The sequence below is a fragment of the Celeribacter baekdonensis B30 genome (assembly GCF_000299875.1).
Lineage (GTDB): Bacteria > Pseudomonadota > Alphaproteobacteria > Rhodobacterales > Rhodobacteraceae > Celeribacter > Celeribacter baekdonensis_A.
The window spans coordinates 300,325-324,080 of the sequence record NZ_AMRK01000001.1; the positions used below are offsets into that span (position 1 = coordinate 300,325).

A 23,756-nucleotide genomic window follows, 5' to 3' on the forward strand; every position below is an offset into this window, starting at 1 on the left:
TCCTTTCAAACTCTCATCCTCTGCTTCTTTGCAACGCTCTGTTGGCGGTATTTTCGCCGCGAATCTCCGATGACGGTCTCCGAAAGCTGGGGCATAGCCCCATTCGAAACACGCGTTCCGATCAAATTCAAATTTGCGTCCCCTTTTCCGAGGCCCAATCAGGCCATATTTACGCATTCCATCTGACCCCATAATTGGCTACCTATGGTTGCATACAAACCATCAGGTCCAACAATAGAATAATGACATGATCGAGCCCACGACCTTGCAGGATGTCCTGCGCATTACACCGCCTCGTTTTGGGGATCACCGCGGATTTTTTTCGGAAAGTTGGAACAAGAAACGCTTGGCCGATGCTGGGCTCATCCTACCCGAATTTGTGCAGGACAATCATTCCCTCTCGCGCGACGTCGGGACCGTGCGCGGCCTGCATTTTCAATCGCCGCCGCATGCACAAGGCAAGTTGGTGCGCTGTGGACGTGGTCGGATTTTTGATGTTGCGGTCGATGTCCGCAAAGGCTCGCCGAGCTATGGCCATTGGTATGGCGAGGAATTGTCTTTCGACAATGGCGTGCAACTATGGATCCCGGCGGGCTTTCTCCATGGGTTCATGACTTTGGAGCCGGACAGCGAGATTGTGTACAAATGCACCGACCACTATTCGCCCGACTGCGATGGCGCGGTGAAATGGGACAGCTGTGGGATTTCCTGGCCGATTGAGGAAATCACCCCTGTCATCTCCGAGAAAGATGATCAGGCGCAGAGTTTCGATAGGTTTGAAACGCCATTCGTATATGAGGCCACAGCATGAAAATTTTGATCACAGGCGGCGCCGGGTTCATCGGCTCTGCCGTTGTGCGTTTGGCCATTGCCCGCGGGTATGAGGTGGTCAATGTCGATGCGCTGACCTATGCGGCCTGTCTCGACAATGTGGCTTCTGTCTCAGACAGCCCCCTCTACGCGTTTGAGCAAGTCGATATTCGAAATCGCGCTGGATTAGACACTGTTTTTGCCACGCACAAACCCGATGTGGTGATGCATTTGGCCGCCGAAAGCCATGTCGACCGCTCGATCGACGGGCCGGGTGATTTCATCGAAACCAACATCTCCGGCACCTTCAACATGCTTGAGGCGGCGCGCAAATATTGGGTAGAGGCGGGCAAACCGGAGGGCTTTCGGTTCCACCATATCTCCACCGACGAAGTCTTTGGCTCTCTCCCAAATGATCCGTCCGTGATGTTCACCGAAGAAACCCCCTACGACCCGCGTTCGCCCTATTCCGCCTCGAAAGCCAGTTCGGATCATCTGGTACGCGCATGGCACGAAACCTACGGGCTGCCGGTGGTTTTGACGAATTGCTCAAACAATTATGGCCCATTCCACTTCCCGGAAAAACTGGTCCCGGTGATCATCCTCAACGCTCTCGCTGGCAAAGATCTTCCGATTTATGGCGATGGCTCGAACATCCGCGATTGGCTTTATGTGGAAGACCACGCCGATGCGCTGTTGCTGGTCGTTGAAAAAGGCGCGTTGGGCCGCAGCTACAATGTTGGCGGTGAGAATGAGCGCAGCAACCTTGAACTGGTCAAAAGCCTTTGCACCATTCTGGACGAAAAACGACCCAAATCCAGCGGAAGCTATGCCGATCAGATCACCTTTGTGACCGACCGTCCCGGCCATGACGCGCGTTATGCGATTGATCCCTCCCGCATTCGCACCGAGCTTGGCTGGCGCCCCTCCGTGACCATCGACGAAGGTTTGGCCCTGACCGTGGAATGGTATCTGGCGAATGAAAGCTGGTGGCGGGCGTTGCAAAACCGGCATGGCGTTGGCGAACGGCTTGGGGTGACCGCATGATCCTTGTTTTTGGAAAAACGGGTCAGGTCGCTACGGAACTGCAGGCACTGTTGCCGGACGCCATGTTTTTGGGACGCGATGAGGCAGACCTGAGCAATCCTGCCCTCTGCGCTCAAAAGATCGCCCTCCTCAAACCGGGTGCCGTGATCAATGCCGCCGCCTACACGGCCGTGGATAAGGCCGAGACGGACGAAGAGACCGTCGCTTTGGTCAATGGCGCGGCACCAACGGAAATGGCCAAAGCCTGTGCCGCGCTCGACATTCCCTTTGTCCATATTTCCACCGATTATGTGTTTGATGGGTCCGGCGAGACACCGTTTACGCCCGATCATCCAACTGCCCCTTTGGGCGCCTATGGCCGCACCAAACTTTTGGGTGAAAATGGCATTCGCGCGGCGGGTGGCACATGCGCAATCTTGCGCACATCATGGGTGTTCTCCAGCCATGGCAACAACTTTGTGAAAACCATGCTCCGGCTTGGCGCAGAGCGCGACAAACTCACCATTGTCGCGGATCAAATCGGTGGGCCGACCCCGGCCCGTGCCATCGCTCAGGCCTGTGTCGAAATCGCCAATCGGCTTAAAACAGAGCCGAACACAGCCGGAACCTATCATTTCTCTGGCGCGCCGGATGTAAGTTGGGCCGATTTCGCCCGTGCGATTTTTGCCGAGGCCGGGATCACATGTGCGGTCGAAGACATCCCCTCTTCGGCCTATCCAACCCCGGCCCAAAGGCCGGGAAACAGCCGGATGGACTGTCGCTCTTTGAAGACGGCTTACGGGCTGGGTCGTCCGGATTGGCGCGCCGCCGTGCGCACCACAATTAACGAGGTAAACGAGTCTCATGAGTAAACGTAAAGGCATCATTCTTGCGGGCGGATCGGGCACGCGCCTGTATCCCTTGACCATGGCCATCTCAAAACAACTGATGCCTATCTATGACAAACCGATGATCTATTACCCGCTGTCCGTGTTGATGCTGGCAGGCATTCAAGAGATCGCGATCATCACCACGCCCCACGATCAGGATCAATTCAAACGCCTTTTGGGGGATGGATCTCAGTGGGGCCTGTCCTTCACCTATATCGAACAGCCCTCTCCCGATGGTCTGGCCCAGGCCTTTACCTTGTCCGAGGATTTTCTTGATGGCGCGCCCTCGGCGCTGGTTTTAGGCGACAATATTTTCTTTGGTCATGGGCTTCCGGAAATGCTTGAGGCGGCCGATCGTAAGGAGATTGGCGGAACTGTGTTCGGCTATCATGTGGCCGATCCCGAACGCTACGGCGTGGTCAAATTCCGTGACGACGGCACCGTCGAGCAGATCATTGAAAAGCCGGCTGTCCCGCCGTCTCATTATGCGGTGACCGGGCTCTATTTCCTCGACGGTGACGCCCCACGTCGCGCAAAGGAGATCAAGCCCTCTGAGCGCGGCGAGCTTGAAATCGTCACGTTGCTGGAAACCTATCTCGCAGATGGGACATTGAATGTTGAGCCTATGGGCCGGGGCTATGCCTGGTTAGACACCGGCACGCACGGCTCTTTGTTGGATGCAGGCAATTTCGTGCGCACACTTGCAAAGCGGCAAGGGATGCAATCCGGCTGTCCCGAAGAAATCGCCTATACGCAAGGCTGGATCAGCAATGACACAATGCGCAAACATGCCGAAATGTTCAAAAAAACCGAGTACGGGAAATATCTTGCCTCGCTTTTGAGAGAAAAGGGGTTGGTGGAACATTTTAGCGTGTCTTGAAACAACACGCACGCGCCTCACACAAGACTTGCAACACTGTCCATCAATCATGCCGAGCAAACGCGGTGATTGCCTTTGGATGCCGTCCACGTCTTTATGGCGCAAATTTATGGCGCAAACGGAGCCACTCATGACCAATCCCCAAAAGACCATATCCGATCAGGTCGCGCCGCTCACGGATGCGCAATGGCCCAATGACATCGCCGATTTGCGGGGCGGTTTCGCTGGCGCACTCAATGTCTATCGCACGATGGCACATCACCCGGCCTTGGTGCGCGCTTGGGCACCTTTGCGGCAGCATATCGTCAAAGACACAGCGCTTGGGGTTGAGCGCTCCGAGGTGGTGATTTTGCGCACCGGTGTGCGGCTTGGGTCGGCCTATGAATGGGCGCATCATGTGTCGCGGGCGCGCGCCCTTGGGTTTTCTGACGAGAGGATTTTGGCGATCAAAGCCATGCCCGAGGGCGAAGACGGGATGATCGTGCGCGCCGTCGATGCACTGTTGGACGATCACCGTCTCCCCACCCCGCTTGAGCGGGAATTGGCAAAGTGTCTTGGCCGAGAAGCGGTGTTCGATTTGATCGCGACTGTGGGGTTTTATTCCGTTCTTGGGTCGATCTTGATGACCTATGAGACACCGATTGACGACGACATCGCCGACCAGATGGCGCGAAACCCGCTTTAGGGCTGGGCATTCAATCCGGCAAAGACCCGGCGATTTTATCGGCAAGCTCCGTCAAAGCTCCGGTAAAGGTTTCAAGTGCCTTACCGGTGCTCATGGCGCTGCGAATCCAGATGATGGAGACACAGCCCAAAACATTTCCACCCGACCTGACGGGAACCGCAAGCGATGCTGTTTGGGCGCGAAATTCGCCGCTGTCGCGAATGGCGATGCCACGCGCGCGGGTCTGTTCAAACAATTGGCCCAACCAGCGCTGTTCCAAAAACGGAACATCCTCGGGATCATTGAGCCGACGCAGGTGCTCCAGGATCACCCCCCGTTCCTCATCCGAACAAAAACTCAGATAGGCCCGCCCCGCAGAGGTGCGCAACACCGGCAGTTTATATCCCGTCATGCCTCTGTCGATCGACAGGGGAGACCGGCCATGGGTGGTTTCCTGAATCACCATCGCCGCATTGTTGTAAATGGTCAGATCGAGCGGCCAGACAAGCCGTTGGCCATATTGCGCAAACAAAGGCCCCGCCGCCTGTGACAGCTCAGAGGTCAGCGCATAGCCATCTCCCAAAGCGGCGGCAAACCGCGTCACACGTACGTAATTCGAGGTGGCGGAAAAGGCGACGTAGCCCAGTTCCTCCAGCGTCTCCAAAAGCCGGTACACGGTCGGACGCGGCAAATTCAGCGCTTTGGCAATTTCACCGGGGCGGGTTTCGCCCATCCGGTTCACATAGCGCAAAATGGCAAGCCCGCGCGCAAGGGCGCGCACGGACCCACCAGAAGCGGTCGCAGGTGTGTCGGAACCAGAGGCAATCATCGGTTTAGACTGTCACACTCCGCCCCCGCGCGTAAGCCTTAGACTTCGGCTTTGACCGGGTTTGACAAAATGCCGACGCCCGACACTTCGACCTCACAAAGATCGCCGTCTTTCATGAACAAGGGTGGCGTGCGACGCGCGCCAACCCCACCCGGCGTGCCGGACACAATCACGTCGCCGGGCAACAGCGGCAGGATGGTCGAACAATAGGCAATCAAACGCGGGATCGAACAGACCAGCATATCCAGCGTTGTGTCTTGCACCGTTTCGCCATTCAACCGGGTTTGGAGCCGCATTTTGGTGTGATCTTCGATCTCATCCGCCGTCACCATCCAAGGGCCAAAACCACCCGTCCCGGCAAATGTTTTGCCCGGCATGAATTGATGCGTGTGTTTTTGCCAATCACGCACGGACCCGTCGTTGTAACAAGCATAGCCCGCGACATAACCCATCGCATCCGCTTCTGAAATGCGACGGCCCTCTTTGCCGATGATCACGGCGACCTCGCCCTCATAGTCGAATTTATCCGATTCAAGCGGTTTGATCAGCGGCGCATTATGCCCGATCTGCGAGCCCTGATAGCGCGCGAACAACACCGGGTTCGGGGTCTCTTCGCGGCCCGTTTCCTCGATATGGGCGTGATAGTTCAGGCCGACACAGATGATTTTGTCCGGGTTCGGAATGACCGGTTCGTGGGTCACATCGTCAAAACCATAATCCGCCTCGGCAGAGACCAAGGCTGCGGCGGCAGCCATGTCGCCTGTGGCCAAAAAATCGCGCAGCGTCGGCGCGTCAAAGCGTTTGCCGAGATCGACGATGCCAGCCTCATTGACGAGACCATATGAGGACGTGCCGTCCTTGGTAAAAGAGCAAAGTTTCATTGTATCAGACCCGTTCAGGTTGTTGCGTTTCAATTGGATTTGGGAGCACGAGGGTCAAAAGCGCCGCAAGCTCCTCTTTGGTATTGGCCCCGCCCAGCGTATAACGGTCGGGACGCAAAACAGTGGCGCGGGCACCAAGGCGCGCGAGGTGATCGGCGGCGTTTGATGTGTTCGTGGTGACCAAGGCGACACCATCGGGCAGGCTCAAACCCTGCGCTAAATCCGCCTCAGAGACGACGACAAACTGATGGCGATAGACATCATCCATCAGCCGCCCGTCGGTCAGGCGCGGCTGACCAAACAGACGCCCCGCGAGATCGCCGACACCGATCCCCTCGCCCAAAGGCGGCGCGATGCTTTCCATCCGTGCGGAGCCATCGGTGCTTGGCAAAGCGGCGCGCAGCGCCGCTTCGGTGCCCGCAGTGTTGATCAAGCCACCCAACCGCACGGCGGTTTGGATATATTCGCGGGCATTGGGTTTGCGCTCGCTCTCGTAGCTGTCCAGCAATGCCTCTGCGGCTTTGCCCGTCACCTTGCCCTTACAAATCAACGCCAATTTCCAATAGAGATTGGCAACGTCGCGGGTGCCCGCACACATGCCCTGTCCCATGAACGGCGGGGTTTGGTGACAGGCATCACCGGCCAACAAAAGCCGCCCCTTGCGCCACTCATTGGCAACGAGAGAGTGGAACACATAGACCGCTGTGCGCTCCAAATCGGCCTCATCTGGTGTCAACCAATCGGCGAGCAACTCCCACACCCGTTCCGGTTTGGAAATCTCATTTGTATCCTCATCGGGCTTGACCGTGATCTCCCACCGCCGCCGCATCCCCGGCACCCGCACATAGGTGGCGGGGCGGTCGGGGCGGCAATATTGGATCGAATGGTCGCCGAGCTCGGGCTTGTCCTGTTTCAGGATCGCATCGACCACCAGCCAGCGTTCGTGAAAGCCGTAATCTTCCATCCCGGTTTCGATATAGCGCCGCACCAGCGAGCGCGCGCCGTCACAGCCGACAACATAGCTTGCGGTGACGCGCTCGACCTTGCCACAGGACATGTCTTCGAACCGCAGCTCGACCACATCGCCTTGATCATCAATGTTGAACACATCGCAGCGGGTGCGAATGGTGACCTCTTTGCGGGCGGTCAGGTTGGTTCGCAGCACCTCTTCGAGATCGGGCTGGTGAAAGCGGAAATTCGAGCGCCAGCCTTGCGGCCCTTCGCCCTGTGGGCGCGGCCAGTCCAGCAACAGTTTGCCGTCAGCATCGACAAATTGCATCCCCGGATGCAGCGCCGTTTTGGGTTCCATCTCGTCGGCGATGCCAATCCACTGAAACACCCGCATCACTTCGGCGTCAAAATGCACCGCGCGTGGCAGGTGATAGGCCGCGCTTTCGCGATCCAAAACCAGCGTTTTTACCCCGCATTGACCCAAAAGATGAGCCAAAGTTGCGCCCGCAGGGCCATAGCCCACGATGGCGACATCATAGTGTTCCATAGTTATTTTCCCTGTTTGGTCAGTTCGCCGAAAAGCCATGGGCAATCGGCCACGGGTGGCGCACGCCGCCCCCGTGCGGCGGCATCCAGACGCATATCGCGCAGGCGTTTGCGCCCAGTGTCTTCGGTGAGATAAAGTCGTTCATGGCCCCAGAAGCTCGGCCCATCATGGGTCTCATGCGGCTCCCATGTCTCGGGCTCAATCAACCGGCCGCCCCAGCCGTTTTCGACGAAAAAACCGGACGGCGAATGGGCGTAATAGGAGGTCATGTAATCATTGGTGTGACGGCCCAGCGTATAGGCGACGCGGCCCTCCTCCATCTGCGCCAAATCATAGCCTTGGCCCAGATCATCAAGGTTTTGGAATTCGACCATGAAGTGGTGAAAGCCAAGCTGCCCCGAGCCGACCATGGCAAAGGAATGGTGACGATTGTTGAGGTGGAAAAAGTACAGCCCGTAGGGTTCCAACCCGTAGTCCGAGACGTGAAAGTCCAACAGATCGCGATAAAACGGCATCATCACGTCGATGTCTTTGACGTGAAGCACAGCGTGCCCCATGCCCAAAGGCCCGGTCATGAAACCATCAATCGGCCGCCCCGGCACAAACGGATCGGTGGCGATCATCGGTTTGTAAAACAGCTCAACCCGGTTGCCACCCGGATCTTTGAACCAAATCATATCTTCGACAAACCGGCGATCCGCGAGTTCTTTGGTGGCCATCGCGACGGCCACGCCAGCGGCATCAAGACGGGCGGCATAGGCTTGCAAATCTTCACAGGCCGCGACCTCAAAGCCCAGAAACGCCAGTGTTTCACCGGGTTCGTCAGAGACCAAAAGCCGCTGGACCTTGTCATCCATGCGAAACGCCAGCGCCTTGCCGCCACGGTCGATCTTTTGCATGCCCAGCAGTTTGCCGGCAAAATCTCCCCAGTCGTCGAGCTTGTCAGAGCGCACACCGAGATAGCCCAGAGCAATGATTGCCATGGTGTTCTCCATCATTTGTTCAGGAATACCTCATTTTATAGGCCAAATGGCCCAATCCCGAGGCGTCATCTCCGCCCGTCCGCACTGTGGACAGACGGAGAGAAGATCAGCGCGCAGAAACCTCGCGCGCGCGGGTCAGCACAGCTTCGGCTGCTGCCGGATCGGCCTGCTCGGCCACCCATTTGGCCGGAGCTTCCGCCAATGCCGCATCCCATGCCGCATGACCTGCTTCATCGAGTTCGACAAAGGTCACCTCGCCCGCCGCGCGAAACGCCGCTTCGACCTCGGCATCGGTTTGATCGACAACGGAGGCGATCCATTCGGCCGTGGCCCGACCGGACATCTCATCCAACACGGCTTTGTCCGCCTCCGACAGGCCCTCATAGGTGCGTTTGTTCATCAAAACGGCCATGGGCGAGGAGATGAAACGCGCAGTGGTGATATAGGGTGCGACTTCGTTGAGGCGGAAGGTGCGATAGGCGTCCATCACCCAAACCGCACCCGAGACCACACCGCGTTCAAGGTTTTCATAGACCTGTGGTGCTGGAATAGACACGCCTGACGCGCCCAGAAGATCAAACAGGGTCGAGCCAAATTTCGACGGGGTGCGCAGTTTCAAACCGTTGAGATCGGCAGGCGTGGCGGCGGCGGCGTCCGTCATGAAAAAGCGGTAGCCCGGCGTGGTGAACAGGGCGATCACTTTGTAATCGGCATATTCCGCGCTCAACGCACCGTCTTCGTCCAGCGCATTGAGGATCGCGGTGCCCTGCGCCGATGTTGCCACCAGACCCGGCACTTCGACCACACCTGACATCGGGAATAGACCCGGCGTATAGGTCGGCACAACCAGCGCCACATCGGCCACACCCGCTTTGACCAATTCCGCCTGTGCGGGCGGTGCGCCAAGGATGGAGCCAGGGTAGAGTTTAAAGGACGCGCCTTTGGACAGCTTCGGGTTGACCTCGTCGATCCAAGCTTGCAGCACTTTCGACGAATAGAACCCCTGTGCAGGCTCAAAAGACGACACGCGCATTTCGCGCGCCTCTGCCATAGACGCGGCAAAAGACAGGCCTAGGGCAAGCGCCACAGTGGTGGCTTTGAGTAGAGTTTTGATCATAGTTTCCTCCCGTTTTTCTGATCAGATCGCATGGTAGGGCAGCCAAATGACAAGCGCGGGCAGAGCAATAATGATCCCCACGCGAATGAAATCGGCTATGACAAAAGGGGCCGCCCCTTTCCAAAGCTCAGTGAGCTTGACGTCCGGTGCGACGGTTTTAAGGACAAAAAGGTTCATGCCGACGGGCGGGGTAATTAGTCCCATTTCCACCACCATCACGGCAAAAATCCCGAACCACACAAGGTCGATCCCCGCCGCCTGCGCCACCGGCACGAACAGTGGCACGGTGAGCAACAGCATCGCCAGGCTGTCCATCAACGTGCCCAAGACCAGATAGATCGCCAGCATCAACAAGATCACCAATAGCGGTTGGTCCAGGATGCCGGAAAACAACCCGGTGAGGGAAAATGGCAGGCCAGAGAGAGCCAGGAAAAAGTTAAACAAGTTCGCGCCGATCAACACCAGATAGAGCGCACCACAAGTCATCGCCGTGTCCATGATCGCGGACATGAAACCTTCAAAGGACAAACGCCGCGCCAGCAAACCATAGGCCAAAACCACGGCGGCCCCGATGGCGGCGGTTTCATTGGCGGTGAACACGCCGGAATAAAGCCCACCCATGATCAGGCCAAAAATACCGACCGGGGGCAGCAATTCCTTAATCGCGCTGCGCCGTTCCGGACCTTCGGCTCGCACCCGCTGTGGTGCCACAGACCACCCCATCCAGATCGGCACCCAGATCGCCAGACAGTACAGTAGAACAGCCAAAAAGATCGGTCCGGCCGTGGCCAAAAGCAGGTCACGAATGGATTGCTCGGCAATAAAGGCATAGATCACCAGGACCGTTGACGGCGGGATCAGAATACCAAGCGTGCCTCCCGCAGCCACCGACCCGGCGGAGAGCGAGCGCGAATACCCGGCGGCTTTCATTTCCGGCAAGGCAATCCGGCCCATGGTGGCGGTGGTGGCCAAGGACGACCCGGAGATCATCCCAAACCCCGCCGACGCGCCAATCGTTGCCAGTGCCAAGCCGCCACGACGGTGTCCGATCAGCACAGACATGGATTGATAGAGCTTGGTCGAAAGCCCGCTGCGCGCGGCCAAATTGCCCATCATCACAAACAGCGGCAACATGGTCAGCGTGTAGTTGGTCAGACTGTCCCATGTCGTTGTCGCGCCAATCGCCATGGCACCGGGCAAGCCGATGATCATGGCCGATCCCAACACACCGACAAGACCAAGGGCGACAGCAACCGGCACTTCGAGAAAGATCATCACGATCGCGGCAAAGAACCCCATGCCACCCAAAAGCATCCCACTCATCACCAATCCTTCTCATTTTTCACGGAGAACCAAACCGCCGCCAGCGCGGCGACAAGAGCGGCCAAGAGGGTGAGCGTCACCACCATCAGCGCCATCGACACCGGCACGCCCAAATCGGCGGTGGTTTCGGGTGAGCCCAGTTTGGACAGGGTGTTTTCGGCCAAAATCCAAAACAAAAGCCCGGCAAAGATCAGCGACGCGATACTGCCGACAACGCCCAAAGGCCGGGTGAACCGGTTTGGCGACAGTTCGGACAACAGCTTGGCCGTCACATGGGTCCGTTTCGCGTAACAGACCGGCATCGACAGCAGCGCACCCAAACCAATGGACAGGGATGTCAGTTCAATGGCGGCAGGCACATTCATACCCGCAACCGCCCGCAAAATCACATCCGTCACGGTCACCCCAGCTCCAAACAGAAAGCAGGATGCAGCGGCAGCCAAGAAGGTATTTGATATGCGCTTTTTATATTTTCCGTTGATCATGCCGCGCGCCCTTCAGAGCTTTTATGCGCAGCTAAAACCCGCCCCCCGCGCTGTCGCGCAAAGGGAAACCTGTGCGTTTCCATGGCGTTCCTCCCAACGCTAAGTCATCAAAAACTATATGGCGCGCGGATGTGGGAAAACAGGCTCACCGAAGAGGTGTCCGCCAAGCGGACAGATCCAAGCCAACTCAAACAAGGGCCTGTCACCGCCCGTATCATCCAATACTGGCCACAGCATAGGCACATCGCACGCCACGGGGGATACTCCAACCACTCTATGGGAGGAGAAAAAATGAAACCTACACCAGTGAACCGCCGTGGCTTTTTGCGCGGCGTGGGGGCGGTGGCCTCCGGTGCCGCGCTGTCGCAATTTCCCTTGCCTGCACTCGCCAAAACCAAAACCATCAAACTTGGTCTTGTTCAGCCCGTGACCGGACCGCTCGCGATTTTTGCCGAGCCAACGCAATTTGTGATCGACGCCGTGCGCGCCCAAATCGGCGACAGCGTGATGATCCAAGGCACCAAACATCCGGTCGAAATCATCCTGAAAGACAGTCAATCCAACTCCAACCGCGCCTCTTCCGTTGCTCAGGAATTGATCCTCAACGATGAGGTGGACATGCTCTTGGCCACATCGACGCCGGACACGACCAACCCGGTGGCGGATCAGGCCGAGTTGAACGGTGTGCCTTGCATTAGCAATGACACGCCATGGCAGCCGCATTTCTTTGGCCGTCAGGGCGATCCGGCCAAGGGGTTTGATTACACGTTCCACTATTTCTGGGGCCTTGAAGACGTGATCGGCACGTTCATGTCGCAATGGGATCAAGTCGCCACCAATAAGGTGGTCGGTGCACTTTGGCCCAATGACCCAGACGGCAATGCCTGGGGCGACCCTGCGGTTGGCTTCCCCAAACCGATGGTGGACAAAGGCTATTCCTTGGTCGACACTGGTCGGTTTCAGTCCATGACCGACGATTTCTCGGCACAGATTTCGGCCTTCAAAGCCGCGGGGGTCGAGATCGTCACCGGCGTCGTGATCCCGCCAGATTTCACCACGTTCCTCAGTCAATCGGCTCAGCAAGGCTTTGCGCCCAAGGTCATCAATGTCGCCAAGGCCAGCGAATTTCCTCAGGCCATGGCCGCCCTTGGCCCCCGCGCAGACGGGCTTTCGGTCGAAGTGTGGTGGTCGCCACATCACCCGTTCAACTCTTCGCTGACCGGGCAAAGTTCGGCCGATCTTGCCAGCGCTTATGAGGCCGAGACCGGCAACCTCTGGACCATGCCGCTTGGTTTTAAACACTCGCTGTTTGAAGTGGCTTTGGATGCGCTATCCCGGACCGAGGACCCCACCGACCCCGACAGCATCGCCACGGCGATCCGTGCCACCTCTCTGAACACGATCACCGGCACGATCAACTTTGGTGCGGGCCCTGTGCCGAACATTGCCAAAACGCCGCTGGTCGGCGGCCAATGGTCGGTGCGCGATGGCAAACCGGTGCTCGACATCGTCGACAACACCAACACACCGGACATCCCGCTGAGTGCGCAAATGCGTCCGATCGGCTAAAGACAAGGGGCCTCCCCGTTTAAAGCGTGACGCTTTAGTGAGGCCCTTTTGTCATCAAATCAGGTGCGCTTTCGTGTGTATTTTTCAATGATGTCAAAGAATTGGAGCACCTGCGGCTTGCGATTGTCGCGCCGGGCATGCACCGTCAAAGAGGTGCCGGGATTGTTGCCCTCATAAGAGCGATACAACACCCCCGCACGTGGCGAATTTGACACCGATTTGGGCACCATCGCCAAGCCGACCCCAACTGAGACAAGCGAAATGGCGGTTTGGTAATCTTGGGCAAAGATCTGATCCGCAGGTGTAAAGCCTTCGCCCTCACAGACTTTCAAAATATGATCGGCAAACGACGGGCGCGGGCGTCGCGGGTAGAGTACAAAGGTCTCTTTATCCAAATCCGCCAGCTTGATCGGCAGGCTCTGACCGGCCAGAGCCGAGTTGTCGGGCAGGGCAAGAATGAGAGGCTCGTGATGCAAGGCCATGGAGCGGAATTCATCGCCTTGAAGGCTTGGCCGCGCCACCGCGATGTCGATGTCGCGCTGGATCAGACCGCGTTCCAATTCGGCGTTGTTCATCGAACTGAGTGACAGATCGACATGCGGATAATGCGAGCGATAGGATTTGATCAACGACGGCAAAACCCCATGGGTCGCAGAGCCAACAAAGGCCACGCGCAACCGCCCCGCACCACCGCGCCCGATGAGTTCCACTTCACGGTAGGCGCTGTCGAGATCGTCCAAAATATCGCGCGCCCGATCCAACAAAACCGCACCCGCCTCGGTGAGCCGGATTTGGCTTCGGGCGCGATCAAACAATTGCGCGCCGATCTCTTTTTCAAGCGTCGCGATTTGGCGCGACAAGGGTGGCTGGGCCATTTCCAAACGCGCCGCCGCGCGGCCAAAATGCAATTCCTCGGCCACGGCAATAAAATATTTCAGACGTTTGAATTCCAAAGTGGCCCTCCCCAGCCCCTTTTTCATCACCCGGTTTTTACGCATTCACCCCATTTTTGCGAGGGCATCGACAAAATAGGGCCGGAATACATCGGGGTTCTCGCTCATCGGAAAATGCCCGATCCCATCCATCACCACAAGGCTGGCACCGGGAATGGCATCGGCGGTGCGTTTGGCGTCCTCCGGGGTACAGGTCATATCATATGTGCCCACCATGAGATGCACAGGGCGCGCGCCTGTGTCAATGCGGCCAAGTTGCCCGATGAGACTGTCGTCTTGGGTATAAAAACTCAAATCCCCACGAAATACGCCGGGGCCAGATTGCATAAACATCCATTGGGTGTTCCAACGCTCGGACTCGGGGGATTGCGGCGCGATATTGGCGCTGACCAAAGCCGCACCCATTTCGCCGCCATGGGCATCCGGGCGGTGGAACCAGTCGATGTCATACCACGCGGGCTGAAAATCCGAAGCCTCGATGGCAATAAAACCTTTGAACGGATCCGGCGTCTTGAGTGCCAGTTGCAGCGCGATCCGTCCGCCCATGGAACATCCGGCATAGATCGGATTCTCCAGAGTGAGCGCCTCGACCAGTTTGAGCACCGTTTCCATGTAAGCTTCGGTGGTCAAAAGGTATTCTTCCTCATGAAACCCCTTAGGCGGCAAAGATTTGCCATGCCACGGCATGTCCGGTGCGATGAAACGATAGGCTTTGGTCAACTCCGGATCGTTCAGGATATGCCGCCACTGGCGGCTGTCTGCGCCCGCCGTGTGGAAACACAGGACCGGCTGCCCACTGCCCGCTTCTTCAAAATAAATGCGGTTTTTGCGGCCTTGGACCTCAATCGTCACATAGCGGCCAATGATCTGTTCAAGCGCCATTATGCCGCCTCCTTTTGACGGCCCAGCGCCATGAATTCTTTGAAAAACCTCAGGTTTTTGACAAGGGCAAGAATGTCGCCATCAATCCGCCCACGACCGGTTTTGACAAAACCGAAAATGTCGTGAAACCGTGGCGCTGGCATGGGGTGCCAAAAGGCATCCAGCGCCTCACCATCCACACGCAAGGCAAACCGCCACGGGATTTTACTGCTCGGGCCTTCTTCGACCCGCTCGAGCAGGCCGCGATGAAAGTACAGATAGATCTGCTGATCATCGACCTCGATCAAAACCGTCTCGGAAAACAACTGCCCGAGGCGTTTGAGATGCGGCTTTTGCGTGAGCGCCGTGCCCATCTCTTCAAAACGGGCGCGCAGAGATGCGGTTTGCATGGGAACTTCCTTTAGTCTTTGCGGGCATAACGATTGATACAGTCTGGGTCAGGCGTGACCCCAAGTCCCGGACCTGTCGGCAGATGCACTTCAAAATTCTCATAGCGCAGCCCGTCGGAACACAGATCCTCGACCAGAATTTTCGGACCAAAATGTTCGGTGCCCCAGTCCAAATTCGGCAAGGTGGCGAAAGCGTGCAAATGCCCCGAAGCACCCAAGGAGCTTTCCAAAAGACACCCGCCATAAAGCTGAACACCCGCCGCCTGCGCGATGCCCGCGACCTGTTTCAATTGATGCACCCCACCGTGTTTACACAGTTTGAGTGACAGGACTGAGCCCGCACCTGAGCCACAGCCGTCCATGGCTTCGCCAAGGGTGGACACGCCCTCGTCCAGCATGATCGGGATCGGAGACCGCGTGGCAATGCGCGCCATGGCAGGCATTTGGGCGGCGGGAAGCGGTTGTTCGATCAAACTCACCCCAAGGTCCACAAGATGTGGCACATAACGGATAAAATCGGCCTCCGACCAGCCTTGATTCACATCCGCGATCATATCCGTGCCCTCGGGCAATGCCACTTTCAAGGCGGTCAGACGCGCCAGATCGGTCAACGGGTCAGCAAAGCCGAGTTTGATTTTAAAGCGGTTGAACCACCCCTTTTCGATCATGCCCTTGGCCTCTTCGACCTCCTGGCCCGCGTCGCCAGACGCCAAGGCCCAAATGGCGGAAAAAGACGCGCGCTGCGCCCCGCCCAAAAGCACATGGGCGGGCACGTTCAGCGTTTTCCCAACGGCGTCCAACATGGCCATGTCGAGAGCGGATTTGGCAGTGTAATTGCGCTTGGCGGCCTGCGCCATTTTGGTGGCAGCGGCCTCAAGGAAACAGGCGGGATGACCGATCAGCGCGGGCGCGAGGTAGGTGTCGATATTGACCTTCATCGCCTCAACACTTTCCTCGGCCCAGCGCGGCCCGCCCAGGGTGGAGCCCTCTCCAAAACCGACAACACCATTCTCCAACACAACCTCAACAAAAATATAGCCTTGGTGGCTCAAAGAGGTGTTCGAAAGCTTATGTTTGCGCCGGGTCGGGGCCTCGATAATGCGTGCAGAGACCGAACGGATCGCCGTCGCTTGGGCCAGATCCATCGTCGCAGCGTCGTCAGACATGCGAGTCATTGTGGGCATTGCAGAGAAGGGGGTATTCATATCATTTCCGACGCCAGAAAGGGGGTGGAGCGACAGGACGCTGCGCTCCACCCTGTCAATGTTGTGCTTACTCTGCGGCAACAGCGCCGAGTTTGGCATTGTTGCGGATCACGAAATTGAACTCCATCGCGAGGTCCGTATCGGCCCCCTCAGGCGCTTTTTCCAAACGCCCCACGAGGTCTTCTTTCACGGCAAACACAGAGTCATTGTCGAGGTATTCCGTCTCGCTGTCGTAGATTTGCGAGATGAGGGTTTTGTAGCCTTCTTTCATGATCATGAAATGGACATGACCGGGACGCCACGGGTGGTGCCCCATGTAGTTGAGCAACTCGCCCGCTGCCCCGTCATAGGGGATCGGGTAAGGCGCGGGGCGATAGCACACGAGATCATATTCGCCATTTTCATCGGTTTCAAACCGACCGCGGAAGTTCATGTCCGGCTGTTCCGGGTCCTGAAGGTCATAGAGGCCGTTCGGAGCATCATGCCATACATCAAGGATCACATTGGGCACAGGTGCGCCATCGGTGTCGCGAATGGTCCCCGTGATGCGCAAGGTTTCGGTGCCCGGATATTCTTTTTGAATGATCGACGCGCCTTTCGGCAGAACTGGTGAATTTTCGCGGTAGAACGGCCCAAGCACGGTGGTAATCGTTTCGCCATGGGTCGGCTTTTTGTCGAGCATGTCGACAAGCACTTCAACGCCGATGATGTCAGAAATCAGGATGAATTCGTTGCGCGCTTCATTGGAAATGTGACCGGCGCGGACGAACCATTTCATCGCCTCAAGCCATTCATCATAGCTCAGATCGACCTCTTTGCAGAAGGCGTGGATGTGCTTGATGGCCGCCGACATGATTTCCCGATTGCGTGCAGGGATATCCCCGCTCATCGCGTTGATGACGGCATCCGTGACGTTTTCCAGTGTGATATTGCGCATAACCTACTCCTCCGTGTAATGGCAATTCTTGCGGCGAAACTCGCCCTTGAACAGGTTTCAATCAATGCCTGTGCTGGTATCCGCCAATACCAACAGAGTATCATCAGAAAAAATATGCGCCTTTAAAGGTATTGAAGAACACCTCATGCGGCATTGGCACCTGCCCTCCTCCTTGCCACCCTTCCACAAAAGGGGAGGACACCTTGACACAGATCGTTACGCTGAAGGGCGTGTCGAAATCTTTCGGCGCGCTTACGGTCACCGATGCTGTCGATCTTGCCGTGGAGAGCGGCGAGGCGCTTGGCATCATTGGGCCGAACGGAGCCGGAAAATCGACCTTGTTCAATTTGATTGGCGGTGCGCTCCAACCGTCTGAGGGGCGGATTTATTGGCAAGACCGCGACATCACCGACCTGCCCGCAGCCCAGCGCTGTCGTCTTGGCATCGGGCGCTCGTTTCAAATCCCACATCCCTTTGTCGGAATGACGGTCTATGAAAACCTTCTGACAGCGGCGATTTTTGGCGGCGATGCGCAGAGCGCTCCGCAGACCTGTCGCAGGGTTTTGGAACTGACCGGATTGATGCCAAAAGCCAATCTTCAGGCCGGGAGTCTGGGGCTTTTGGAGCGCAAAAGACTTGAAATGGCGCGCGCTTTGGCCACTTCACCCAAGGTCCTTTTGCTGGATGAGATCGCAGGCGGGTTGACGGAAGCCGAGTGTCACGCATTGGTCGCCACCATACGCGACATCCACGCCAGCGGCATGGCTGTCATTTGGATCGAACATGTGGTTCACGCGCTTTTGGCCGTGGTCGAGCGCTTGGTCGTGATTGATCGCGGCGCTTTGGTCGCGCAGGGCGATCCCAAAGCGGTGATGGCCGACCCGATGGTGCAACAACTGTATTTGGGGATTGATGCCGATGACGCCGCATAACGCTTTTCTCGAAATCCGGAATCTCACCGCGTTCTATGGCGATTTCCAAGCGCTGTTTGGCATTGATCTGACTATGGATGAGGGCGACACGATGGCGGTGATCGGGGCCAACGGGGCCGGTAAATCCACCATGCTGCGCACGCTCACCGGGCTTTTGCCCTCGAAAGGCCAGAACATCCGCTTTGCAGGCGCGGCCATCGCCGGCCAGCCCGCGCATCTGATTCACAAGGCCGGCATCGCCATGGTGCCCGAGGGACGGCGGTTGTTTCCCTCTTTGACGGTCGAAGAAAATCTGAGCATCGGGGCAAGTGGCAAACGCAAAGGCCCGTGGTCACTTGCGGCGATCTATGAGTTGTTTCCCGACCTGCATGACAGACGCCACCATGGCGGAACCGCGCTTTCAGGTGGTCAGCAACAGATGGTCGCGATTGGTCGGGCCCTGATGTCCAACCCGAGGTTGCTTTTATGTGATGAAATCAGTCTGGGCCTGTCGCCAAAGGTGATCAAAGACATTTACACCGCCGTGCCGCTCATCCGTGCGCGGGGCACGTCGATGTTGGTGATCGAACAGGACATCGCCCAAGCCATGGCCGTGGCCACCCGCGTGATCTGTCTGCAAGAGGGCCGCGTGTCGCTGTCTGGGCGCCCCGAGGACCTCAGCCGCGCGGAGATCACCCGCGCCTATTTCGGATTTGAAGCCGACGAACCGGACACCAATGAACCGGCACGGGAGATGCTCTGATGGAATGGGTCAATGTACTGATTCAAGGCGTGCTTTTGGGCGGTCTTTACGCGCTGTTCGCGGCCGGATTATCGCTGATGTTCGGCGTCATGCGCTTTGTGAACATCGCCCATGGCGATTTCATCGTGTTGGCGGCCTATCTGATGTTGTCCTTTGTAACCTTTATGGGATGGCATCCGGCGCTTGGCATTGTGGCGGTGGTTTTGGTGATGGGAACGATCGGCTATCTGGGGCAACGCATTTTGCTAAACCGGGTGTTGGGCAAGGATATTCTGCCGCCGATTCTGGTCACCTTTGGTCTGTCGATCATCTTGCAAAACGGCATGATGGAAGTGTTCTCCGCCGACAGTCGCCGCGTTTCAAGCGGTGCGTTGGATGTCGCGTCCATTTCCCTGCCGGGAGATTTGGCGATTGGCGCCATGCCTTTGCTGATGTTCGTGGTCGCGCTTGGTGTTTTGGCAGGTCTGCATGTTTTGTTTTTCCACACTGCGCTGGGTCGCCTGTTGCGCGCCACGTCAGATGATGCGGAAATGGTGCCGCTTATGGGGGGCAACAAAGCCCATGTCTTTGCCTTGGCCACGATGATTGCCTCCGGCGTTGTCGCGGTGGCGGGGATCATGTTGGCGATGAAGACCAACTTTGACCCGAGTGCAGGCCCGTCGCGGCTTTTGTTTGCCTTTGAGGCGGTGATCATCGGCGGGCTCGGCTCGCTCTGGGGCACCTTGGCTGGCGGGGTCGTTTTGGGTGTGGCACAGGTCGTCGGCGCACAAATTGATGCGGGATTTCAAATCCTCGCAGGCCATCTGGTTTTCCTCTTGATTCTGGTCGTTCGGCCACAGGGCCTGTTCGCCCGCATGAAAGGATGATCCCATGACAACCGCACCTCTGACCCGCCGCAAAGCCCCCGTCTCGCTCATCGCCATTTTTGTGACCATCGTCCTTTTGGCCGCCGCCCCGTTTTGGGCCTCACGCGGCACGCTCAATATGTTGATGGAAGCGCTGGCGTTTTTGGCGCTTGCACAGATGTGGAACCTTTTGGCGGGATACACAGGGTTGATCTCGGTGGGGCAACAGGCTTGGGTCGGTCTTGGCGGCTATCTGTTCTTCGCGCTCGCCATGTTCTCCGGGCTGCCTTTGCTGATCGCCCTGCCCGTCGCCGCCCTCCTGTCGGGCCTCATCGCCTTTCCCATCGGCTGGATCGCCTTTCGCCTACAAGGCGCCTATTTCGCCATTGGCACATGGGTCATCGCCGAGGTGTTTCGCCTGATTGCAGCGCAGTTTTCGGCGCTTGGCGGCGGTTCGGGCATCTCGTTGTCGATTGATGTGGTCAAATCTCTCGCCACCTCGCGCGGCGCACGCGACATGGTGATGTATTACATCGCTTTTGGCCTTGGGATTGGATCGGTGATGATCGTCTGGCTGATGCTGCGCTCCAAATGGGGCCTCGCCTTTACCGCCATCCGCGATTCTGAACCGGCCTCTGAAAGCATCGGCATCCGCATTCGGCGGGTCAAATTCATGGTCTATGTCGCCACAGCCGCAAGCACAGCCCTAACCGGCGGGTTCATCTTTTTGCAAAAACTGCGGATCACCCCGGACGCTGCGTTTTCGGTCAACGAATGGTCCGCTTTCATCATCTTTATCGTGGTGATCGGCGGGATTGGCTCCATCGAAGGACCTATTTTGGGGGTCATTCTGTTCTTTACGCTGCGCAGCTTTGCCGCAGATTGGGGCAGCTGGTATCTGATCACTCTGGGCGCACTGGCGATTGGGGTGATGCTGGTGGATCGTCAGGGAATGTGGAGCATTCTTAAAAGCCGCGGCGTCCCGGTTCTGTTCAAAACAACACGCTGGTTTGAGCCCTGAAGACGCGCCTGAACGGGTCGCGCCCCCTCTGATGCCCTCACATCACGCTCGGCAGGACCAAAACATCGCCACGTGTGAACCAAACCTCGGCCATATCCCCCGCCACCGGCAGGGTCGCATCGGCCCGGTTGAACATGTCGACGCTGACCTGCTGGCCTGCGACTTCGATCTGGGCACGGATCACGGAGCCCAAAAAGGTGCTGTGCAACACGCGCCCCGGCAGGGACAGATCATCCCCCGGACGTGGGCGCAGTGACAACGCCTCTGGCCGCAACGCGACGGTGATCGGCGCACCGGGCGTCAGGTCCGTGTGACGCGGATCGTGGATGTTTTGCCCGGCAAAAAAGATCGACTGAGGGCTCTCGACCCGCGCTTCAAACGTGTTCAGCTTGCCGACAAAATCCGCCACGAACCGTGTCGTGGGCCGGTTATAAATCTGCGCAGGCGTGCCGATCTGATCCGCACGACCCTTGTGCATCACGACTACCCGATCAGAGATCGACAACGCCTCTTCCTGATCATGGGTCACAAAAACGGTGGTGATCCCCAGTTCTTGTTGGATGCGCCGAATGTCATCACGCAGCGAGGTGCGGATTTGCGCGTCAAGGGCGGAGAGGGGTTCGTCCAGCAACAAAAGATTCGGACGCGGCGCAAGAGCGCGCGCGAGGGCAACGCGCTGTTGCTGACCACCCGACATTTGGTAGGGGTAACGATCGGCCAGTGAGCCAAGCGAGATCAGATCGAGCATCTCGGCCACGCGTGTGTCGATCTCGGCGCGTGGCATCCCCGCGATCTTCAGCCCAAAGGCCACGTTGTCACGCACCGACATATTGGGAAACAGGGCGTAGGCCTGAAACACCATACCGATCTTTCGACGGCTTGCAGGCAAGGCGGTGACATCAGTCCCGCCCACGTGGATGCTGCCGCTGCTTGGGGTCTCGAAACCCGCGATCATCCGCAGCACGGTGGTTTTGCCACAGCCCGATGGCCCGAGAAAGGACACGAATTCGCCCGGAGCGACATTGAGGTCAAAATCGCGCACGACCGTGTTGGGGCCAAAGGATTTGGTGATGTTTTTCAGGGTGAGAAAGCTCATGACTTGGCCTTTGTGACAGAACGGGGAGCGCGCCATGGCAACAGGCGCTGACCAGGTTTGCGGGTGGCGAAGGCTTCCATCAGAACCATGCAGATCCATGTGAATGCAAATGCCATGATCGCCAAAGCAGCCGGTTGATAAGCGAAATCCTGTCCCATCTGCACGAGGTAGGGACCGAAGGCCGGACGGTTGAGCAGGCTGGTGATGACGAATTCGCCCAGCGAGATCGAGAAGGTCAGAAAGGCCCCCGACATGATGGCAGAACGAATATTGGGGAAGATGACAAAAACGATAGTGCGCAGGCGCGACGCGCCAAGGCTTTCGGCCGCTTCGGTCAAAGTGGCGATGTCGATGGCTGCCATGCCATTGTCGACAGCGCGATACATATACGGCACCGACAATACGACATAACCGATGACCAAGAGCACATTGGTGCCCGCCTCGGTCATGGTCAACGGCAGGATGGAGCTTGATCCATACAGTCGCACATAGCCAAAAACCAACACGACGGGTGGGATAATCAGCGGCATCAGGCTTAGAAATTCGATCACTGGCCGCGCTCGTGGCACGCGCAGGCGCACCCAGTAGGCGGTCGGCACCACGATCAAAACGCCCATGAGGATCGCCATCAAAGAGGCGGTGGCCGAAAAGCCAAGAACCCCGAGAAAAACATCGCTGTCAAACACCGAACGGTAGGCCTCAAAAGACAGCTCGCCGCGCTTCATCCGTAGGGAAAAGTTGAACGTCGCGATCAAGGGCACGATGAAAAAGGCCGCGCCGATCAGAGCGATCAGGGCCGACAGGATGGGGAAGCGACGGCTCATTTCTGCCACCGTTCCGCGCGACGGCGCAGGATGAAATAGAGCGTATTGGACAGGCCCATGATGAGGATCATACCCACGGCAAGCGCATACCCGAGGTTGGGGTTATACAACACGTTGCCGCGGATTTGCTGGAACAGCACAATCGGCACCACCGGGTAATTGGCCGAGGTCAGTGCATAGATCGTGGCCAGTGTCCCAAAGGCATTGGCAAAGAGCAACAGGAAACACCCCAGCACCGAGGGTGCCAACAGAGGCAGGGCGACGCGGGCGACATATTGCATGCGAGAGGCCCCAAGGCTTTCGGCAGCTTCGCGCCATTCGGGGCGCAGCCCTTCAAGCGCAGGCGTGATCATCAAGACCATCAGCGGCAGTTGGAAATAGAGATAGGTGAGCGTCAGACCCCAAAAGGAAAACAGGCTGAACCCGGCGGCATAGATATTGATGCCCAACACATCGCGCAGCACCAAGGTCACCAAACCAAGCCGCCCCAGCGTGGCGATAAAGGCAAAGGCCAGAGGCACACCGGCAAAATTCGAGGCAACGCCAGAAAAGGTCATAAACGCACGTCGGACCCAAGAGGGCAACCCGCCCAGCAACAAGGCATAGCCAAGGATAAGCCCGAACACCGTCCCCATGGCGGCTGAGGCAAAGCTGAGCTTGAGCGAGAGACCATAGGACCCGGCAATCTCGGGCGCAGAAAGCGATAACATCGTTTCAAAGGAATACCGACCATCAGGCGTCTGAAACGCGCCATTGACCAGATAGAAGACCGGCAGGATCAGGAACAACAGGGCAAAGCCCAGAAACGGCACAAGACCCAGCCACGACAGATTGCGCCGCGTGGGTTTGCGCGGGGGTGTCGGGGGGGTGGCCTGTGGAACCGTTTCAGATTGGCTGATCGAAGGGGGAGCGGTGTGGATCAAAGGATATTCCGTCAAACACGTTGGGGGCGGCAGGCCGAAACCTGCCGCCTGG

The 23,756-nt window shown here is 57.7% G+C and carries 25 protein-coding genes; 10 read left to right on the forward strand and 15 right to left on the reverse strand.

Annotated features, from left to right (window positions below; all coding sequences use genetic code 11):
- The first annotated feature begins 247 nt into the window (after positions 1-247).
- The 5 genes from rfbC to B30_RS01450 all read left to right on the forward strand — a co-directional run bounded on the left by rfbC (position 248) and on the right by B30_RS01450 (position 4,291).
- The gene (gene rfbC, locus B30_RS01430) at positions 248-811 is read left to right on the forward strand and encodes a dTDP-4-dehydrorhamnose 3,5-epimerase (RefSeq protein WP_009570196.1); all 564 of its coding nucleotides are present in this window, start codon (positions 248-250) and stop codon (positions 809-811) included.
- Complete coding sequence (gene rfbB, locus B30_RS01435; protein WP_009570197.1) at positions 808-1,857, forward strand: dTDP-glucose 4,6-dehydratase; 1,050 nt, start codon at positions 808-810, stop codon at positions 1,855-1,857. The genes rfbC and rfbB overlap by 4 nt, the downstream gene beginning before the upstream one ends.
- The gene (gene rfbD / locus B30_RS01440) at positions 1,854-2,708 is read left to right on the forward strand and encodes a dTDP-4-dehydrorhamnose reductase (RefSeq protein ID WP_009570198.1); all 855 of its coding nucleotides are present in this window, start codon (positions 1,854-1,856) and stop codon (positions 2,706-2,708) included. Before rfbB ends, rfbD begins: the two co-directional genes overlap by 4 nt.
- On the forward strand, positions 2,701-3,606 hold the full coding sequence (rfbA, locus tag B30_RS01445) for a glucose-1-phosphate thymidylyltransferase RfbA (RefSeq protein WP_009570199.1): 906 nt from the start codon (positions 2,701-2,703) through the stop codon (positions 3,604-3,606). The genes rfbD and rfbA overlap by 8 nt, the downstream gene beginning before the upstream one ends.
- A gap of 130 nt (positions 3,607-3,736) precedes the next feature.
- On the forward strand, positions 3,737-4,291 hold the full coding sequence (locus B30_RS01450) for a carboxymuconolactone decarboxylase family protein (RefSeq protein ID WP_009570200.1): 555 nt from the start codon (positions 3,737-3,739) through the stop codon (positions 4,289-4,291).
- Positions 4,292-4,301: 10 nt separating this feature from the next.
- Here B30_RS01450 and B30_RS01455 read toward each other — a convergent pair whose 3' ends face one another.
- From B30_RS01455 to B30_RS01485, 7 genes are all read right to left on the reverse strand, one after another.
- Positions 4,302-5,099: a DNA-binding transcriptional regulator gene (locus tag B30_RS01455; RefSeq protein ID WP_009570201.1), complete on the reverse strand. Its 798-nt coding sequence runs from the start codon at positions 5,097-5,099 to the stop codon at positions 4,302-4,304.
- 38 nt (positions 5,100-5,137) lie between these two features.
- Positions 5,138-5,980: a fumarylacetoacetate hydrolase family protein gene (locus tag B30_RS01460; RefSeq protein WP_009570202.1), complete on the reverse strand. Its 843-nt coding sequence runs from the start codon at positions 5,978-5,980 to the stop codon at positions 5,138-5,140.
- A 4-nt stretch (positions 5,981-5,984) separates the two neighbouring features.
- Entirely contained in the window at positions 5,985-7,478 is a 1,494-nt protein-coding gene (mhpA, locus tag B30_RS01465) for a bifunctional 3-(3-hydroxy-phenyl)propionate/3-hydroxycinnamic acid hydroxylase MhpA (protein WP_009570203.1), read from the reverse strand.
- A 2-nt stretch (positions 7,479-7,480) separates the two neighbouring features.
- Positions 7,481-8,461 (reverse strand): VOC family protein, encoded by a 981-nt coding sequence (locus B30_RS01470; RefSeq protein ID WP_040401809.1) that lies wholly within the window; start codon positions 8,459-8,461, stop codon positions 7,481-7,483.
- A 106-nt stretch (positions 8,462-8,567) separates the two neighbouring features.
- A complete protein-coding gene (locus tag B30_RS01475; protein WP_009570205.1) occupies positions 8,568-9,578 on the reverse strand; it encodes a TRAP transporter substrate-binding protein in 1,011 nt (336 codons plus the stop codon).
- 21 nt (positions 9,579-9,599) lie between these two features.
- Positions 9,600-10,901, reverse strand: a complete 1,302-nt coding sequence (locus tag B30_RS01480; protein WP_009570206.1) for a TRAP transporter large permease — start codon at positions 10,899-10,901, stop codon at positions 9,600-9,602.
- Positions 10,901-11,386, reverse strand: coding sequence for a TRAP transporter small permease (locus B30_RS01485; RefSeq protein WP_009570207.1), 486 nt, complete (start codon positions 11,384-11,386; stop codon positions 10,901-10,903). The genes B30_RS01480 and B30_RS01485 overlap by 1 nt, the downstream gene beginning before the upstream one ends.
- Before the next feature lie 291 nt (positions 11,387-11,677).
- Between B30_RS01485 and B30_RS01490 the strand changes: the two genes are divergently transcribed.
- Positions 11,678-12,955: an ABC transporter substrate-binding protein gene (locus tag B30_RS01490; RefSeq protein WP_009570208.1), complete on the forward strand. Its 1,278-nt coding sequence runs from the start codon at positions 11,678-11,680 to the stop codon at positions 12,953-12,955.
- A gap of 59 nt (positions 12,956-13,014) precedes the next feature.
- On the opposite strand, the gene B30_RS01495 is transcribed toward B30_RS01490, so the two are convergent.
- From B30_RS01495 to B30_RS01515, 5 genes are all read right to left on the reverse strand, one after another.
- On the reverse strand, positions 13,015-13,953 hold the full coding sequence (locus B30_RS01495) for a LysR family transcriptional regulator (protein WP_009570209.1): 939 nt from the start codon (positions 13,951-13,953) through the stop codon (positions 13,015-13,017).
- Entirely contained in the window at positions 13,954-14,790 is an 837-nt protein-coding gene (locus tag B30_RS01500) for an alpha/beta fold hydrolase (protein ID WP_009570210.1), read from the reverse strand.
- Positions 14,790-15,179: a hypothetical protein gene (locus B30_RS01505; protein ID WP_009570211.1), complete on the reverse strand. Its 390-nt coding sequence runs from the start codon at positions 15,177-15,179 to the stop codon at positions 14,790-14,792. The genes B30_RS01500 and B30_RS01505 overlap by 1 nt, the downstream gene beginning before the upstream one ends.
- Before the next feature lie 11 nt (positions 15,180-15,190).
- On the reverse strand, positions 15,191-16,345 hold the full coding sequence (locus tag B30_RS01510) for a muconate/chloromuconate family cycloisomerase (protein WP_009570212.1): 1,155 nt from the start codon (positions 16,343-16,345) through the stop codon (positions 15,191-15,193).
- Positions 16,346-16,451: 106 nt separating this feature from the next.
- Entirely contained in the window at positions 16,452-17,321 is an 870-nt protein-coding gene (locus B30_RS01515) for a dioxygenase family protein (protein ID WP_009570213.1), read from the reverse strand.
- A 203-nt stretch (positions 17,322-17,524) separates the two neighbouring features.
- Between B30_RS01515 and B30_RS01520 the strand changes: the two genes are divergently transcribed.
- The 4 genes from B30_RS01520 to B30_RS01535 are packed head-to-tail and all read left to right on the forward strand — an operon-like array spanning position 17,525 to position 20,861.
- Positions 17,525-18,253 carry an ABC transporter ATP-binding protein gene (locus B30_RS01520; protein ID WP_009570215.1) on the forward strand — a complete coding sequence of 243 codons (729 nt, stop codon included), beginning with the start codon at positions 17,525-17,527 and terminating at the stop codon, positions 18,251-18,253.
- Positions 18,240-18,995 (forward strand): ABC transporter ATP-binding protein, encoded by a 756-nt coding sequence (locus tag B30_RS01525; protein ID WP_009570217.1) that lies wholly within the window; start codon positions 18,240-18,242, stop codon positions 18,993-18,995. Before B30_RS01520 ends, B30_RS01525 begins: the two co-directional genes overlap by 14 nt.
- On the forward strand, positions 18,995-19,861 hold the full coding sequence (locus tag B30_RS01530) for a branched-chain amino acid ABC transporter permease (protein WP_009570218.1): 867 nt from the start codon (positions 18,995-18,997) through the stop codon (positions 19,859-19,861). Before B30_RS01525 ends, B30_RS01530 begins: the two co-directional genes overlap by 1 nt.
- 4 nt (positions 19,862-19,865) lie before the next feature.
- Complete coding sequence (locus B30_RS01535; protein WP_009570219.1) at positions 19,866-20,861, forward strand: branched-chain amino acid ABC transporter permease; 996 nt, start codon at positions 19,866-19,868, stop codon at positions 20,859-20,861.
- Between the two features lie 37 nt (positions 20,862-20,898).
- Here the strand turns inward: B30_RS01535 and B30_RS01540 are convergent, their stop codons facing one another.
- Genes B30_RS01540 through B30_RS01550 form a run of 3 tightly spaced genes read right to left on the reverse strand, consistent with a single transcriptional unit; the run spans position 20,899 to position 23,704 of the window.
- A complete protein-coding gene (locus tag B30_RS01540) occupies positions 20,899-21,957 on the reverse strand; it encodes an ABC transporter ATP-binding protein (RefSeq protein WP_009570220.1) in 1,059 nt (352 codons plus the stop codon).
- Positions 21,954-22,781, reverse strand: a complete 828-nt coding sequence (locus B30_RS01545; protein WP_009570221.1) for an ABC transporter permease — start codon at positions 22,779-22,781, stop codon at positions 21,954-21,956. The genes B30_RS01540 and B30_RS01545 overlap by 4 nt, the downstream gene beginning before the upstream one ends.
- The gene (locus B30_RS01550) at positions 22,778-23,704 is read right to left on the reverse strand and encodes an ABC transporter permease (RefSeq protein WP_009570222.1); all 927 of its coding nucleotides are present in this window, start codon (positions 23,702-23,704) and stop codon (positions 22,778-22,780) included. The genes B30_RS01545 and B30_RS01550 overlap by 4 nt, the downstream gene beginning before the upstream one ends.
- Positions 23,705-23,756 lie beyond the last annotated feature (52 nt).

Coding starts and splice junctions, on each gene's coding strand:
- rfbC (WP_009570196.1), top strand. CDS start 248: ATGATCGAGCCCACGACCTTGCAGGATGTCCTGCGCATTACACCGCCT.
- rfbB (WP_009570197.1), top strand. CDS start 808: ATGAAAATTTTGATCACAGGCGGCGCCGGGTTCATCGGCTCTGCCGTT.
- rfbD (WP_009570198.1), top strand. CDS start 1,854: ATGATCCTTGTTTTTGGAAAAACGGGTCAGGTCGCTACGGAACTGCAG.
- rfbA (WP_009570199.1), top strand. CDS start 2,701: ATGAGTAAACGTAAAGGCATCATTCTTGCGGGCGGATCGGGCACGCGC.
- B30_RS01450 (WP_009570200.1), top strand. CDS start 3,737: ATGACCAATCCCCAAAAGACCATATCCGATCAGGTCGCGCCGCTCACG.
- B30_RS01455 (WP_009570201.1), bottom strand. CDS start 5,099: ATGATTGCCTCTGGTTCCGACACACCTGCGACCGCTTCTGGTGGGTCC.
- B30_RS01460 (WP_009570202.1), bottom strand. CDS start 5,980: ATGAAACTTTGCTCTTTTACCAAGGACGGCACGTCCTCATATGGTCTC.
- mhpA (WP_009570203.1), bottom strand. CDS start 7,478: ATGGAACACTATGATGTCGCCATCGTGGGCTATGGCCCTGCGGGCGCA.
- B30_RS01470 (WP_040401809.1), bottom strand. CDS start 8,461: ATGGCAATCATTGCTCTGGGCTATCTCGGTGTGCGCTCTGACAAGCTC.
- B30_RS01475 (WP_009570205.1), bottom strand. CDS start 9,578: ATGATCAAAACTCTACTCAAAGCCACCACTGTGGCGCTTGCCCTAGGC.
- B30_RS01480 (WP_009570206.1), bottom strand. CDS start 10,901: ATGAGTGGGATGCTTTTGGGTGGCATGGGGTTCTTTGCCGCGATCGTG.
- B30_RS01485 (WP_009570207.1), bottom strand. CDS start 11,386: ATGATCAACGGAAAATATAAAAAGCGCATATCAAATACCTTCTTGGCT.
- B30_RS01490 (WP_009570208.1), top strand. CDS start 11,678: ATGAAACCTACACCAGTGAACCGCCGTGGCTTTTTGCGCGGCGTGGGG.
- B30_RS01495 (WP_009570209.1), bottom strand. CDS start 13,953: ATGCGTAAAAACCGGGTGATGAAAAAGGGGCTGGGGAGGGCCACTTTG.
- B30_RS01500 (WP_009570210.1), bottom strand. CDS start 14,790: ATGGCGCTTGAACAGATCATTGGCCGCTATGTGACGATTGAGGTCCAA.
- B30_RS01505 (WP_009570211.1), bottom strand. CDS start 15,179: ATGCAAACCGCATCTCTGCGCGCCCGTTTTGAAGAGATGGGCACGGCG.
- B30_RS01510 (WP_009570212.1), bottom strand. CDS start 16,345: ATGTCTGACGACGCTGCGACGATGGATCTGGCCCAAGCGACGGCGATC.
- B30_RS01515 (WP_009570213.1), bottom strand. CDS start 17,321: ATGCGCAATATCACACTGGAAAACGTCACGGATGCCGTCATCAACGCG.
- B30_RS01525 (WP_009570217.1), top strand. CDS start 18,240: ATGACGCCGCATAACGCTTTTCTCGAAATCCGGAATCTCACCGCGTTC.
- B30_RS01530 (WP_009570218.1), top strand. CDS start 18,995: ATGGAATGGGTCAATGTACTGATTCAAGGCGTGCTTTTGGGCGGTCTT.
- B30_RS01535 (WP_009570219.1), top strand. CDS start 19,866: ATGACAACCGCACCTCTGACCCGCCGCAAAGCCCCCGTCTCGCTCATC.
- B30_RS01540 (WP_009570220.1), bottom strand. CDS start 21,957: ATGAGCTTTCTCACCCTGAAAAACATCACCAAATCCTTTGGCCCCAAC.
- B30_RS01545 (WP_009570221.1), bottom strand. CDS start 22,781: ATGAGCCGTCGCTTCCCCATCCTGTCGGCCCTGATCGCTCTGATCGGC.